This window comes from Desemzia incerta (assembly GCF_900115825.1).
Lineage (GTDB): Bacteria > Bacillota > Bacilli > Lactobacillales > Carnobacteriaceae > Desemzia > Desemzia incerta.
On sequence record NZ_FOXW01000003.1, the window covers coordinates 122,938 to 138,644 of the forward strand.

Annotated in this window: 11 protein-coding genes; 8 read left to right on the plus strand and 3 right to left on the minus strand. The window is 39.9% G+C overall.

Going from position 1 to position 15,707, the window contains the following annotated elements:
• The first annotated feature begins 19 nt into the window (after positions 1-19).
• From BM137_RS04810 to addA, 6 genes are all read left to right on the plus strand, one after another.
• Positions 20-724 carry a tRNA (adenine(22)-N(1))-methyltransferase gene (locus BM137_RS04810; protein ID WP_092480028.1) on the plus strand — a complete coding sequence of 235 codons (705 nt, stop codon included), beginning with the start codon at positions 20-22 and terminating at the stop codon, positions 722-724.
• Entirely contained in the window at positions 721-1,842 is a 1,122-nt protein-coding gene (locus BM137_RS04815; protein ID WP_092480029.1) for a Nif3-like dinuclear metal center hexameric protein, read from the plus strand. Before BM137_RS04810 ends, BM137_RS04815 begins: the two co-directional genes overlap by 4 nt.
• Before the next feature lie 85 nt (positions 1,843-1,927).
• Positions 1,928-3,163, plus strand: a complete 1,236-nt coding sequence (gene pepT / locus BM137_RS04820) for a peptidase T (protein ID WP_092480030.1) — start codon at positions 1,928-1,930, stop codon at positions 3,161-3,163.
• Positions 3,164-3,166: 3 nt separating this feature from the next.
• The gene (locus BM137_RS04825) at positions 3,167-3,427 is read left to right on the plus strand and encodes a DUF1294 domain-containing protein (protein WP_092480031.1); all 261 of its coding nucleotides are present in this window, start codon (positions 3,167-3,169) and stop codon (positions 3,425-3,427) included.
• 117 nt (positions 3,428-3,544) lie between these two features.
• Positions 3,545-7,162, plus strand: coding sequence for a PD-(D/E)XK nuclease family protein (locus tag BM137_RS04830; protein WP_092480032.1), 3,618 nt, complete (start codon positions 3,545-3,547; stop codon positions 7,160-7,162).
• A gap of 1 nt (position 7,163) precedes the next feature.
• Positions 7,164-10,949 (plus strand): helicase-exonuclease AddAB subunit AddA, encoded by a 3,786-nt coding sequence (gene addA, locus BM137_RS04835; RefSeq protein WP_092480033.1) that lies wholly within the window; start codon positions 7,164-7,166, stop codon positions 10,947-10,949.
• Between the two features lie 410 nt (positions 10,950-11,359).
• On the opposite strand, the gene BM137_RS04840 is transcribed toward addA, so the two are convergent.
• From BM137_RS04840 to BM137_RS04850, 3 genes are read right to left on the minus strand one after another with little or no spacing between them, the layout of a single operon-like run.
• On the minus strand, positions 11,360-12,571 hold the full coding sequence (locus BM137_RS04840) for a putative glycoside hydrolase (RefSeq protein WP_092480034.1): 1,212 nt from the start codon (positions 12,569-12,571) through the stop codon (positions 11,360-11,362).
• A gap of 1 nt (position 12,572) precedes the next feature.
• Positions 12,573-13,409 carry a polysaccharide deacetylase family protein gene (locus BM137_RS04845; protein ID WP_092480035.1) on the minus strand — a complete coding sequence of 279 codons (837 nt, stop codon included), beginning with the start codon at positions 13,407-13,409 and terminating at the stop codon, positions 12,573-12,575.
• Between the two features lie 20 nt (positions 13,410-13,429).
• Entirely contained in the window at positions 13,430-14,059 is a 630-nt protein-coding gene (locus BM137_RS04850; RefSeq protein WP_092480036.1) for a YkyA family protein, read from the minus strand.
• Between the two features lie 239 nt (positions 14,060-14,298).
• Between BM137_RS04850 and lspA the strand changes: the two genes are divergently transcribed.
• Together lspA and BM137_RS04860 are read left to right on the plus strand one after the other, a co-directional pair.
• On the plus strand, positions 14,299-14,769 hold the full coding sequence (lspA, locus tag BM137_RS04855) for a signal peptidase II (RefSeq protein WP_092480037.1): 471 nt from the start codon (positions 14,299-14,301) through the stop codon (positions 14,767-14,769).
• Between the two features lie 21 nt (positions 14,770-14,790).
• Positions 14,791-15,702: an RluA family pseudouridine synthase gene (locus BM137_RS04860; RefSeq protein WP_092480038.1), complete on the plus strand. Its 912-nt coding sequence runs from the start codon at positions 14,791-14,793 to the stop codon at positions 15,700-15,702.
• Positions 15,703-15,707: the final 5 nt, after the last annotated feature.

Genomic DNA, 15,707 nt, shown 5'->3' on the forward strand with positions numbered 1-15,707 from the left:
GTGGAGGAACGTTGTTGATATGGATGAAAAAAATTTGTCTTTGCGTCTGGAAAAAGTCGCAAACTATGTCAGAAAAAATGATCGTTTGGCAGACATCGGTTCAGACCATGCTTATTTGCCTAGTGCATTAGTCTTGAATGGAACGATTGACTATGCGATAGCAGGAGAAGTAGTGGATGGACCTTATCAATCTGCTAAATCGCATGTTTCTGAATTGGGATTTGAAAATAAAATCGATGTTCGTTTTGGAGACGGACTGGACGTCGTAGAGTTGGAAGATAATATTACAGCCATCTCGATCTGCGGAATGGGCGGCAGCTTGATTGCGTCTATTTTAGATAAAGGTTTCAACGCCGGGAAATTGAGTGGAAAAGAACGTTTATTGTTGCAGCCGAATGTTGGAGAATATACTTTGCGCAAATGGTTGGTCGAACATGATTACAAAATCGTTGCTGAAGACTTATTGGAAGAAAATCATAAACTGTATGAGATTATGGTTGCTGAGAAGAGCGATCAGCCTGTAGAGGCAACAGAAGCTGATTTGCAATTCGGATTTTTATTAAAAGAGGATCAAACGCCATTGTTCAAAAAGAAATGGCAACAAGAATTGCAGAAAAATCAGTATATCCAAACCAGTCTTGAGCAATCAAAGTCAGATCAGACAGAAAAACTTAAAATCGTGAAAGAGACAATTCAACAAATAGAGGAGTTGTTAAAGGCATGAGAATAACTGGAAAAGAACTTGTACAAAAATTCGAAGCATTTGCACCGTCTCATTTAGCTGAAGAGGGAGACCCAATCGGCTTGGCAGTTGGAACGTTAGACAAGCCAGTTTCGAAAATGATGGTCACATTAGATGTGCGTCCTGAAGTGGTGGCAGAAGCGATTGAAAACGGAGTGGATTTTATTTTTGCACATCATCCGCCGATTTTCCGTCCTTTAAAAAATTTGACGAGTGATATTCCGCAAAACAAGATGTTCCATGATTTAATCAAGCATGACATTACGGTTTATGCAGCACACACCAATTTGGACATTACAGAAAACGGGATGAACGACTGGTTGGCAGAAGCAATCGGTTTATCCGACACAGAAGTAATGACAGAAACGACAAGGGAGTATTATAAAAAATTGGCTGTGATGGTGCCAGTTGAAAACGCTGCTGAAGTACGAGATGCTTTAACAGCTGCTGGAGCTGGACAAATCGGAACGAATTACGTCGATTGCAGCTACACGATTAAAGGAACGGGAAGATTCACGCCGATAAAAGGGGCGTATCCAACCATTGGGGATGTCAATGAAGCGGAAGAAGTGACGGAATTAAAAGTAGAAGTTGTCGTGCCGAATCGTTTAGTGAAAGCCGTAGAACAAGCGCTGATTCAAGCTCATCCTTATGAAGAACCGGCTTATGATCTATACACGATCGAAAATTTATACGACAGTTTTGGGTTAGGCCGTGTAGGAAATCTAGCAGAACCGATGACATTCATTGATTTTGCTCAAAAGATGAAAGAAACGTTCCAAGTAGAGGGACTGCGCTATATCACGGGTGATGAAAACCAGCTCATCCAACGAGTAGCCGTTTGTGGAGGTGATGGCGGCAAGTTTTATGCCGACGCACTCAAAAAACAAGCGGATGTCTACATCACTGGAGACGTGTATTACCACGTTGGACATGATATGGAAGCAGACGGCCTTTCTGTTATAGATCCAGGACACCACATTGAACAAATTTGCAAACCGAAGCTGGTCGAGTTGTTTACAGAATGGAAATCCGAATTGGATTGGGATGTAGAAATCGTCTCTTCCTCTTTGAATACAGATCCGTTTAAATTTTTGTAGACTAGTACTTGCACAAAAGGACTATAGTAAGAGATAATATTCTAATAAGAATCATCATTACCGCAATGGAAGGAAGTTAATGCACATGTATGAAAATCTAATCCCACGTTTTATCCGCTATGTCAAAATGGAAACTCGTTCAGACGAAACTAGTACAACGATTCCAAGTACACAGTCACAAGTAGAATTTGCTGAAAAATTGATGGAAGAGTTGAAAGAAATCGGCTTGTCTGATGTTTCTTTCAACACTAAAAACGGTTTTGTAACAGCTACCGTTCCAAGTAATGTCGATGAAGACGTTCCTACGATCGGATTTATTGCGCATATGGATACAGCTGATTTCAATGCAGAGAATGTATCTCCGCAATTCCACGAGAACTACGATGGAGAAGCAATCGTTTTAAACGAAGCAGAAAATATTGTACTTTCTCCAGAAGATTTCCCCAACTTGAAAAATTATGTTGGCCAAACATTGATCACAACAGACGGCACTACTTTACTAGGTTCTGATGACAAATCAGGTATCGCTGAAATCGTGACCGCTATGGAAACATTGATCAACGATGAGAACATCAAACACGGAAAGATTCGTGTAGGGTTTGGACCCGATGAAGAAATCGGAATCGGAGCGGACTTATTTGATGTAGAAGAGTTTGACGCTGACTTTGCGTATACGATGGATGGCGGTCCAGTAGGAGAGCTGGAATTTGAAAGCTTTAATGCAGCTTCAGCAATCGTTACGATCCAAGGGAAAAACGTCCACCCAGGTACGGCTAAAGGAAAAATGGTGAATGCCATCAAATTGGCGATGGCTTTTGATGCTAAATTGCCTCAAGATGAAGTTCCAGAGAAAACTGAAGGCCGTGAAGGTTTCTATCACTTACTAAACATCTCTGGAGAAGAAGAACAAGCTCAGTTGTCTTACATCATTCGTGATCACGACAGAGCAAAATTTGAAGAACGCAAATCAACGATTGAACAAATCGCAAAAGAAATGAATGAGACATTAGACAGCGATCGCATCCAAGTGGTCTTGAAAGATCAATACTACAATATGGGTGAAATCATCGAAAAAGATATGCGTCCGATCGAGTTGGCTAAAGAAGCGATGGAATTCTTGAACATCGAACCGGTTATCGAACCGATTCGTGGCGGAACAGACGGCTCGAAAATTTCTTTCATGGGTCTTCCTACACCAAATATCTTTGCCGGTGGAGAAAACTTCCACGGTCGTTACGAATTCGTAGCGGTTGAAAGTATGGAAAAAGCTACCGATGTCATCGTGGCTATTGCTCAATTGAACGCTGCTAAAGGAGCATAGAACATGCTCTTAGTGTTTTATTTCCTTTTGGTGAATGTATGGCTATTTATTCTAATGGGCATCGATAAAAAAAGAGCCCAACGGAATCAATGGCGGATTTCCGAAAAAAGTTTGTTGCTGCTGGGTTCAGCTGGCGGAGGTTTAGGCGGTCTACTCGGTATGAAACGGTATCGACACAAAACTAAGCGAGCAACCTTCAAATTTGTTTATGGGATAGGCTTCCTGATTATGGTAGGGAGTTTAGCTTACGCTCAATTAAGATAAATTAGAGAACGAAAAAAGCGGACAAGTGTTCTGTTTTTTTCGTTCTCTTTAGTTATTAGACAGTTGGATATATGGTAAAATAGAGAAAGAATAGTCAAAAAATAGGCGGTGAAATTCGTGGGATTACAATTTAGATTAGGAAGAGCCAATACAGATAAACGAGATGGCATGTTGGATGAAATTTCGGAGCTGTTAAGTGAAAATAGAGAAACACAAGTGTTTTATCTTGTGCCGGAACACATCAAGTTTGACGCTGAAATGACGGTCTTAAAAGAATTAGGGGAAAGAGAACCATTTAATCGCCAAGAATTGCTGGGAATGATGGACGTCCAAGTCCTCAGTTTCAGTCGTTTAGCTTGGTTTTTATTGCAAGATTCAGATCTGTATGCACGACCACAACTGACACAAACAGGATTATCAATGCTGTTAAGAAAATTATTGCTGCAATATGAAGAACAGTTAACTATTTATAGAGGCGAAGTACGGAAAAACGGATTTATCCAAAAACTGAGTGATTTGTTTTTTGAGTTGCGCAGCGGACGTATCTCAACAGAAGATTTAGCCCAAATGGTGCATTTATTAGGCGAAACACTTCAAGAAGCTGACTTTAAGTTAAAACTGCAAGATATCTCGTTAATTTACCAAGCATATGGAGAAGCAGTCAAAGGCAAATACATCGAGTCAGAAGATGTGATCACAGCACTTATTGACAAAGTCCGTACCATGGATATGTCAGACACCTATGTTTATATCGAAGGATTTTACCAATTTACAGCTCAAGAACAAGAACTGATCTTGGCTCTGATGCAACAAGCCAAGAAAGTGACGATAGCATTGACGTTAGACAAGCCCTATCCAACTGAAAAACCAGATTTGTTAAGTTTGTTTCGAGTTACGGGAACGACGTATTACAAAATCTACCAAGCTGCCCGTACTAACGGGATTAAAGTTTACTTAGACAACATCATCTCTTCAAAAAACAATCACTATTGCGGAGAACTCAATCAGTTAGAAGAATATTGGGTGGAAAGCAACGAATTGTCTCCTGTTCAATCAAAACAGATAGCAGACCATTCTACGATGGGCGAGTGTATCGAAGTATGGGGAGCGGAAAACAAACAAGCAGAAGTCAATCATGTGGCTACTGAAATCATCAAATTGGTCGCCAGCGGGAAATACCGCTACAAAGACATTCTAGTTTTGGCGCGTAACCCAGAAGAATACCGTACGCTTCTGGAACCAACATTTGACAAGCATCATATTGAAATGTTTTTTGATAGTGCAGAAGTCATGTCTCACCATCCATTGAGTGAATTATTAGACGCTTTATTCGCGATCAAAAAGAACAATTGGCGTTATTCAGATGTGATGCGCTTTTTAAGAACGGAATTGTTCTTGCCGGCTTTTACAGCGCCATTGACTACTGATCGTCTGGTACGCACGAAACAATTCATAAAACATGCGCAGCAATATAGAGATGCAGTAGATATTACAGAAAATGTCGTTTTGGCGTATGGATACGAAGGGTACCATTGGACGAAAAAAGACCCATGGAAATATACCCGGTTCCATTATGACGAAACGGATTTCCAATCAGATGCAGACGTTATTTTTGAGCAGACAGCCAATCAAATCAAAGATTTTTTAAACCATACATTGGTTCCGTTTTTTAAACGTCTGGATAAAGCTGAGACCAGTATGGATGCTGCCCGTATTCTTTATCAATTTTTAGAGTCTAATGGTGTTCCGGAACAACTGTTGTTCTGGCGTGACCAATTGATCGAACAAGAGGATTTGGAAGGGGCACGAAGACACGAACAAGTGTGGCAAGTGTTTACCGAGATGTTAGATGAATACGTGGAAGTGCTAGGCGAGCAAGAATTTGACGAAGAAAGCTTCCGCATGATCTTGATTACTGGGTTTGAGAATGCTTCTTACAGCATTGTCCCTCCGACGATCGATCAAGTAATCTTTTCAGGGTTAGCCGGAACTAGGATTGGTACGGCTAAAGTGACGTTCATTCTCGGAATGACTAATGTCAATTTGCCGATCAAAGCAGAAAACAAGACGATGCTGACAGAAGAAGACCGTTCGCTGATTGAAGGCTATCTCGCAACGGAAGAGAAATACTTGAAACCATCTGTTGAATCTCAAATGGCTGCGGAACCTTTTATTGCGTACCAAGCCTTTCTTGATTCTTCAGACAAGTTGTATTTGACTTACCCAACCAGCAGCGAAGCAAAAGAAAGTCCAAAACTGTCTCCATATGTTCAGCGGATCGCGGATCATTTTTCATTGAAGATCCAACCGAAACAAGCGGATATTACTTCACTGACAGAATTGACCAAAGAAACGGTGCTGTCTTTTATCGGTTCACGAGAAGCAACTATGGGACAACTTTTAATGGTATTGAGAAAAGCACAAGACAGCCAAGATGATTTACATCCGTTTTGGAAAATGTTGTACTTGTACTTTAAAAATAATGACCGCACAGCTAATCGATTCAAGCGTCTTGTGGCGAGCTTGCGTCAAAAAAATATCCCGATTCCATTGACAGAAGATCTGGCAGAAAAATTATATGGAAAAGACCTGTATTTATCCGTTTCTCAACTTGAATCGTATTATGCAGATCCGTTTTCTCACTTTTTGACGTATGGATTGAAGCTACGAGAACGGAATGTCTTCGAATTATCACCGGCAGGAACGGGAGAATACTTCCATGAAGCCTTGGATTTGCTGTTCAAAACGCTGATCGACCGAGATGTGACATTTGACCAACTGGATAATCAAGCTTTGGAGCGATTGACAGAAGAAGTATTGGAATCTCTAGTTTCTAAAAGCAAATACCAGATTTTATCTGCGTCTAACCGTATGCATTACATTCGCGAGCAATTAGCCAAAACCATCAAGCGAGTAGCATGGGCGATTCAACATCAAAGTAGACGGACCAATATGGAAAATGCGAAAACAGAAGTGCTGTTTGGGCGAATTGCTGCTCAAAAAGGGATCGAAGGGCATGTTTTCCCATTGGATAATGGCGGAGAACTGCATTTGAGAGGGAAAATCGACCGAGTGGATGCGATGGAGATCAACAACAAGCATTACTTGTCTGTAGTCGATTACAAATCCAGTAAACACTCGTTTAGTTTTATTGATGCTTACTACGGATTAGCCATGCAAATGCTGACGTATTTAGATATTGCCGTAGAACACTCCGATGAATTGATCGGCAAGAAAGCTGTTCCAGCTGGTGCTTTTTACCTGCAAGTGCAGAATCCATTCCTTAAAGAAGGAACGTTCAGCGATGAAGATTCGTACCGAGAATCTTTATTGAAGCTGTATAAAATGGACGGGTTTTTATTGGATGATGAAGACATGCTGGATGCGTTGGATCTGACGGTTGAACCGAAGAAAAAATCGCTGATCTATCCATTTGAACAATTGGCTAAAGGGACAATGAAGTCCAACAAGTTTGTGACCCTGGATGATATTGAGACGTTACTGAACTTCAATAAACGAAAAATCATTGAAGCCGGAAACAATATCATCAAAGGAGACACGCGGTTGAGTCCAATCAAAGAGAAAAGTTCGTTTATCTCTTCGGTGAACGGTCCCTTAAAAGCTGTTTCGTTCTTCGATGCTGCTTTGTATACGGAAAATAAATACCGTCGAATGGAAAAATTAAGTATGGAAGAGATACTGGAACGCATGAAACGAGAAGGAGGACTGCTGTAAGATGAGAGAGTTACCCTTAAAACCTGAAAATAGTCGTTTTACAGATGATCAATGGCAAGCCGTTTACGATTCTGGGACCAATTTATTGGTCTCTGCTTCAGCCGGCTCTGGGAAAACGACCGTTTTAGTTGAACGAGTAATCGAAAAAGTCAAAGCAGGAACAAATGTGGACGAATTGCTGATTGTTACTTATACAGATGCAGCAGCTCGAGAAATGAAAGAGCGTATCCAATCTGCTTTACAAAAAGCAATCACTGGTGAAAGTTTGATTAGTCAAAAAAGACATCTCGTCAAACAAATCCCGATGCTGTCTCAAGCTTCGATCAGTACGATTCACTCATTTTGTTTGCAAGTCATCCGCCGATACTACTACTTGATCGATTTGGATCCTGTCTTTCGTTTGCTGACCGACTCGACTGAGATCGTCTTACTGCAAGAAGATGTATGGAACGATGTCAGAGAAGAATTATATGGCGAAGAAGACAGTTTATTCAAGACATTGACGAGTACGTATTCAAATGACCGTACCGACAGCGGACTACAAGATCTAGTCTTTTCATTGTTTGAATTTTCTCGTGCCAATCCTAATCCGGAATTATGGCTGGAACATTTAGGAGACTTATATGAAGTCGATGAAGCTTCTTTTACAACCAGTACGTTATTTACTGACTTGCTCAAACCTCAAATCAGAGAAATCTTAGTTGGGCTGGAAGAACAATACAACTACGCAATCAGTATGGGCGAGAACAGTGACGACCTTATCGCCAATAAAGAACTATTGGAAGCAGAAGGCAATCATATTGCTGAATTGCTGCGCTTGCTGAATGAAGGGAATGTCGAAGCGATCTATCAGTCGATGCGTTCATTTGAATTTGCTCGATGGAAAAGTCCTAAAAAGAATGCCGATGAAGAAATCAAAGAAGTCGCACAAGACATGAAGTCAATTCGCGATCAGAATAAGAAACGGTATCAAACAATGAAAGATGAGTATTTTTCAGCACCTCTGGCAGATCAAATCGAGTTGATGCACAAAACCGTGCCTTTGATCAAAGAGATGAGCCGAGTCACGCAACTATTTTCTACAGCTTATACAGCTAGAAAAAGAGAACGGAACTTGCTCGATTTTAATGACTTGGAACATTTGACGTTAAATATCTTAGCACAATTTGATGAGGGGACATGGACTCCGACTGAAGCGAGTATGCATTATAGAGAGAAGTTTAAAGAAGTGATGGTAGATGAGTACCAAGACGTCAACCAACTGCAAGAGAATATATTGTACTGGCTGACTCAGCAAGAAACAGATCACGGTAATTTCTTTATGGTGGGGGATGTCAAACAATCCATTTATTCGTTCCGTCTAGCTGACCCTGGATTGTTTTTGAAAAAATACGAATCTTATGGAAACAACCAAGACGGTGAGCGGATCATCTTGGCAGATAATTTCCGTTCCAGAGGAGAAGTCCTTCAATTCATCAACTTATTGTTCATACAATTGATGGATAAATCGGTTGGACAAATGGAATACGATGAAGCGGCCAAATTGGTCCAAGGATTTACTGATTTTCCTGCTTCCCAAACTCATCAGCCCGAAATTCTTATTTTTGAAAAGGAAACCGAAGACGAAACAGAACTGGAAGAAGAGATGGACGAGTTCGGAATTGAAACAAAAACAGAAGGCGAATTGATGATGGTCGGACAAAAAATCAAATCGCTGATTGATGAAGGATTCCCAATTTACGATAAAAAGAATAAAACTCATCGTCCGATCCAGTATTCAGATATCGTGCTATTGACACCGACTAAGAAAAACAACGCGACCGTTCAAGCTTTGTTTAAACAATTAGGCATTCCTTTACTGGTCAATGATACACAAAATTATTTCCAGACGACTGAAGTGACGATCATGATGTCGTTGTTGAAAGTCATTGATAATCCGTATCAAGATATTCCACTGGCTAGTGTGCTGCGTTCACCTCTAGTAGGACTGAACGAAAGGGAAATGGCGTATATCCGGATCACGAAGAAAACGGGTGACTACTATGATGCCGTTTTGACGTTTTACCGTGAATACCCGGGAACGACGAAAGAAACCTCTTTTACAGATCGACTGTATGAAAAAATCGGTTTGTTTTTAGAGCGAATGAATACGTGGAGAGAAATTGCTCGCAGGGGATCTATCGTGACGCTGATTTGGAGTATTTATCAAGAAACGGACTTCTTGGATTATGTCGGTGGAATGGCTTCCGGAAGACAGCGGAAAGCCAATTTGCATGCGTTATACGAACGAGCAGCTAGTTACGAACAGACCAGCTTTAAAGGATTGTTCCAATTTGTCCGTTTTATCGAAAAAATGCAGCAAAAAGATAAAGACTTGGCTGAACCAACCGCTCTTTCTGAAGATGAGAACGCCGTTCGGATCATGACGATCCATGCGAGTAAAGGATTGGAATTTCCAGTGGTTTTTGTTTTAGATTTGACGAAGAGGTTCAACTTGCAAGATACGATGAACAGTTATGTGTTCAATGAACATTTGGGAGTAGGAACAGAGTACAAAGACTTGCAAAAGAGAGTCCGTTTTACTACTCTTCCAGAAACAGTTCTTAAAGTTGAGAAAAAGAAAAAATTATTGGCGGAAGAAATGCGTAAATTATATGTAGCCTTGACTCGAGCAGAAGAAAAACTGTATTTAGTCGGTTCCTATAAAAATGAAGAAGCCGCTTGGAAAGATTGGGGCGTCGTCAGCTCTCATCAACAAACCGTATTGCCGAGCGACTTGCGCTTAACAGCCAATAGTCTGATGAAATGGATTGGGTTGGCGATCGTCCGTCATCCAAACAGCCAGAACGATTTCTTGCACATTACGGCTAAAAATGGAGAAGTACAAAAACATCCTGCTTCATTCAGTGTTCATTTTACGAATGAAAAAGAACTGCTTCAGCAAAATGAAGCATTAGAAGTAGATTTTGATGCTGTAAAATGGTTGGAGCAATTAGAAGCCGCTCCAGTTGTAGAACTGAGTGATCCTTTGCATCAAGAGTTTAAGGAAGTCAAACGACTATTGGAGCATAAGTACGCTCATCAAGCTGCAACTCATACGACGAGTTATCAATCTGTATCTGAAATTAAGCGTATGTTTGAAGAGCCTCATGAAGGGCAACTGGCGAAAATCGATATCAGTCAACCCAGAAATCAAAATCGGTATACAGAAGACAAATTGAGAAGACCCACTTTCTTAACGGAAACGACAGCTCCAACAAGTGTGGAGATCGGGACAGCGACTCACTTGGTGCTGCAATCGATCGATTTGCACCAAACACCGACGCTTGAATCTGTTCGTACGTTGATTGCTGAACTAATCGAGAGAGGATTGCTGCAAGAAGAGACCGCAAAACGAATCGAAGCCGAAAAAATCGTCGCCTTTTTCACTACACCAGTCGGGGAATTGATTGTGAAAGATGCCGAATACGTTAAGAGAGAAAAAGTCTTTTCTTTATTGATGAGTGCGTCATCTATTTTTTCCGATATGGATGATAGTGTGAAAGATAAGGTTCTGATACATGGGATCATTGATGGATACATCGAATATTCTGACTATGTAGTCTTGTTCGATTACAAAACTGACCGTTTAGAGCGGTTTAAAGAACGAGCAGAAGAAGAGATGCTCAACAAATACAAAGGGCAATTGCTTTTGTATAAGTCTGCCTTAGAATCCATCCTAGACAAACCCGTCACAGCCGTTTATTTATGCTTGTTGGACAACGCAAGCGTAGTAGAAGTGAAATGATTTCAAAAGTAACGAGAAGTTAAGAAAATAGTTTTTCAAAAACCTACAATCTCACATAAGACAACGATCAGCAACTTAAATATCAAGTTGCTGATCATTGTCTATTTTGTCATATAGGACACGTTCCTGAGAGGATTAGATGTTTTGTGTTATTTTTAAGCTAGGTAAAAACTGGAGGAGGATACATATGAAAAAATTTTTAAAAGAAAATTGGCGGGTTATGATAGGAGGAATAATATCTGGATTTGTTATTGCAGAATTAATGAGAGCTTTTGTCTTTTGATACAGAAGTAGAAAGTAACACTATCCATCCTAAACACGTAGTAAAGTAGTGATGGAACGTGAAAGAGAATTGAATATAAATAAAAAGAGGCTGAGAAAAATTATTTTCCCAGTCTCTTTTTGTATGGTTATTCTAAATCGTAATTAACATCTCTAGTGTAAGTGTTGCCTGCGTCCCATAATAAGAACTCATTGACACCGGCTTCTTTCAAGGCTTTGATTTGAGCTTCGATTTCCGCTGGTCCATATTCTCTGTAGTTTCCCGCTCCTAAATAAGAAGCTGTGAAATCTTGCAGCCATGGACGAGATTGAGGAGGGGTATCTAATTTGCCTAATACGTCATTTTCGACTTTCATGTATTCGGAAACCAGCTTATACGGTTCCAGATCGGGTTTAGCGATTCCGAAATATGAACCCCAGTGACTTGGATAGATCATTGAAGAAATCACGTCTACATTTTCTGAGATCTTAGAGAAGTTTTGTCCTATTCCTGGTGCTTCAGGAACAGTAGCAGAGTATCCGAAAATATCTACAGAAACGTCTACGCCATAAGGTTCCAATTCTTTTTTAGCGTATTTCACAAAGTCGGTTACAGCTTCTACACGTTGTTGAATATCATCCAGCCCTTTTTCTTGATAACCGCCGTAAGTATACTTCAGTTCATCAGAACGAGTCTCGAAACCTTCAGGGAAACGGACATAGTCAAATTGGATTTCTTTGAATCCCATTTTGGCAGCTTGTTTAGCGATCTCTACGTTGTATTCCCAAACTTCTTGAGAGAACGGATTAACAAAACTTTCTCCACGTCCGTTTTTCCATACTGAACCGTCTTCATGCGTGAAACTCAATTCTGGAAGAGCTTCTGCTAAACGGGTATCTTTAAACACTACTACACGAGCGATAGGGTAGATTTGGTGTTCTTCCATATGCTTCATCATTTGAGCAGGATCAGAAACGTAATTTTGAGTATTTTCTTTGATCAATGGGTTATCAGATTTCAAATCAAATGTCATATCCCCGAAATCATCTTTCACATCAATAACCATTGCGTTCAACTCGGTGTCATTCAATAACTTAGTCAAGTCTGCTAAGCGGGCACCGCCTGCCGAATGACCCGTCAAATAAATCCCTTTAACGCCATCTTCGGGATAAGCAATATTAATCCCACTATCGTAAGCGAATTGGCTAGGAAACTTCTCAGGAATCGTCAATAAAGATTCATTGTGGATCGTTAATAATTGTGTTTCAGATTTTTCTTCTGCAGTTGCTTCAGTCGAAAAAGCAGCCATCAACAACGCAGCAGAAACTGGAATAAACCATTTTAAACGGTGTTTTTTCATCTTACTCTTCCTCGCTTTCTGGTGAAGCAATTAATGTAGGGTCTACAAAACTGTAGCCTTTTTCTTCTAGGCCTTCAATGATCGGAAGGATTGCTTCATTTGTCCATTCTCTATCATGCATTAAAATATTGGCTCCGTTGTACAATAATTCAGTATTCAATGTAATGTCGATCAATGATTCAGCATCTTGGTAACCGGGTTGGAAATCATATCCAAACGTCCAATTCATCAACGTCATGTTTTCTGCTTCAACGATTTCTCTGGAAACATCTGTATTCGCACCATGAGGGGCACGGAAGAAGCGCGGTTTTTGACCAGTGACTTCTTCAATCAATTGACTAGTCTCTAGGATTTCAGCTTCTTGTTCCTCAGGCGAAATCGTCTGTAAGTTTTGATGCGTTTGAGTATGGTTGCCAATCTCAAATCCTAATTCATATATTTCTTTTAATGCTTCTTTTCCTTCGTCAGATTCTATGTACATCCCATTTACGAAGAATATGGCAGGTGCATCGATTTCTTTCAATTTGTGCGCGATCTCCACGCTGTATTCGTCAGGTGCATCATCGAACGTCAATAGAGCGACTTTTTCTTCTCCAGCTGCTTCAGCAATCGGTTCAATAGCATAATTGGTTTGATTCACTTGGTAACGATACTCTACATCTTCTTCAACTGGCTCTTCTGATTCTGATTCAGCTGTTGATTCCGATGAGCTTTCTTGTTCTGCGACTTCACTTGAAGCAACAGAAGAAGATGTGTCAGTTTCTTCAGCCGTTTCTTGGTTGCACCCTGCCAGTAGGACGGTGCTGAATAATGCAAAAGCTACTAATTTGTGTTTCATCTTTCAGCCTCCTGATCGGTTTATTTTTGTGATTCTTCTAAAGCAGCAGTTGCTTCAGTACGAGAAGTTTGTAACTGGACCAATTGGTCATCTAATTGAATCAATAAATCATTCGTTCCTGCGTGACTTCCATTGATTTGCTCAATGCCGGACTCTAGAGTTTGATAAGTCGCATCTTCTGCAGTGAGGGATTGGAAGTATTTTTCTTGTTCTTCTAAAGAACCATTGTATTGTTCAATAAATTGATCCAAGGTACTTTTAACGGTTTTTAGATTATCTTCCACAGCAGTCAGTTCTTCATCAGGCAACTCTTCGTTGTCGATTTTAGTCAATTCATCCAAATGAGTTTTTAAGTTTTCACTAGATTCTTTCAAGCTGTCTAAATCGGTTTGACGAGTCTCAATATTTTCAAAGATAGAAGCTGAGCCGTCTTTTAATGTGCTCAATTCTTCATCTTCCGTCAATGTTTTTTCAAATTCACTTTGTACGGAAGCCTCTTTGGAAGTAATGGCATTCAATTTTTCTACAATCGTACTTTCTTCTGTTTCAATTTGAGCAGTAATGTCTTCGGCTTGTGCAAAGCCAGTATCGCAGCCTGCTAGAGCAGTACTGATTCCCAGTAAACCTGCAGCGCTAAGTAATTTTTTCATTGTTTAACTCCCTTTATGACTTGACGTATGTTTCATTCGTTGAAAACGAACTTGGTCTAATTATAGCAAACGCTTTTCTCATCACCAAAGGAAAAGCTGTTTTTTGGAGAAGTTCTCATATTTATGCCATAAAATGAAAGGCTATTCATAAGGGGTTTTAAAAATAAAACTGTCTCTTACCTTCAGAATCATGTAAAATAGGAATGTGTTATGATTAGAGAGTGGAGTGAGGGTTTGAAATGTATATATATTATATCTTAGCTGTTTTGATGGTGGGCTTAGATCAATGGACAAAAATACTTACTGTTGATAATATTGCGTTGTATGAAACGATTGAATTCATTCCAGGTGTATTGTCATGGACCTATATTCAGAATGATGGTGCTGCATGGAGTATATTAGAAGGACAAATGTGGTTCTTTTATATCGTAACATCAGTCGTTCTTGTAGTGTTGGTTTATAACATGCAGAAGTATGGAAAAGGCGACCGCTTATTCTCATGGGCGCTGACCTTTATTCTAGCTGGTACGATTGGAAACTTTATTGATCGCTTGAGATTGCAGTATGTCGTTGATATGGTCAAATTGGAGTTCATTAATTTTCCGATATTCAATCTTGCAGATAGTTTATTATCCGTGGGAGTCGTGTTATTGGTAATTTATGTCTTTGCAGGCGAAAGAAAAGAGAAAAAGAAAAAACAAACGGGTTAACTAAAAAAGGAGTTTACAAGCATGTCAAATGAATACGAAATTACAATAAAGCAGCAAAAGGGAAGAATCGACAAGGTATTAGCTGAGATCATTCCCGACAAAACACGTTCAGCGATTCAGTTGTGGATCAAAGATGGATACGTATTGGTGAATGATGAAGCCGTCAAAACGAATTACAAAGTTCAAGCAGGCGATGAAATCAAAATTACTGAACCTGAATTGCAAGAATTAGATGTAGTAGCAGAAAATATTCCATTGGAAATCGTATACCAAGATCAAGATGTGGTCGTGATCAATAAACCTCAAGGAATGGTTGTTCACCCTTCAGCAGGTCATCCAAACGGAACTTTAGTAAATGCTTTGTTGTACCATATCCATGATTTGTCAGGAATCAATGGAAAAATCCGTCCAGGAATCGTACACAGAATCGATAAAGATACTTCTGGGCTGCTGATGGTCGCAAAAAACGACTTGGCGCATGAAAAATTAGCGGCACAATTGAAAGACAAAACGAGTATTCGTGAATACGTTGCTTTAGTGCACGGAGTCATTCCTCATGAAAAAGGAACGATCGATGCTCCACTTGGCCGTTCAAAATTAGACCGTAAAAAACAAGATATCGTTGATGGCGGAAGAGACGCTGTGACGCATTTTAGAGTTTTAGAACGTTTCAAAGACTTTACTTTAGTTTCTTTAACTTTGGAAACAGGACGTACACACCAGATTCGTGTACACATGAAATACATTGGCTATCCAGTCGCTGGAGATCCTGTATACGGACCTCGTAAAACATTACCAGGAAACGGTCAATTTTTACATGCAAAAAAATTAGGCTTCAAACATCCTAAAAATAATGAAATGATGGTATTTGAAAAAGAGATTCCTGAGATATTTGAAGAAACTCTCAATAAATTGCGCAATATTTCAGAGTAATAGTT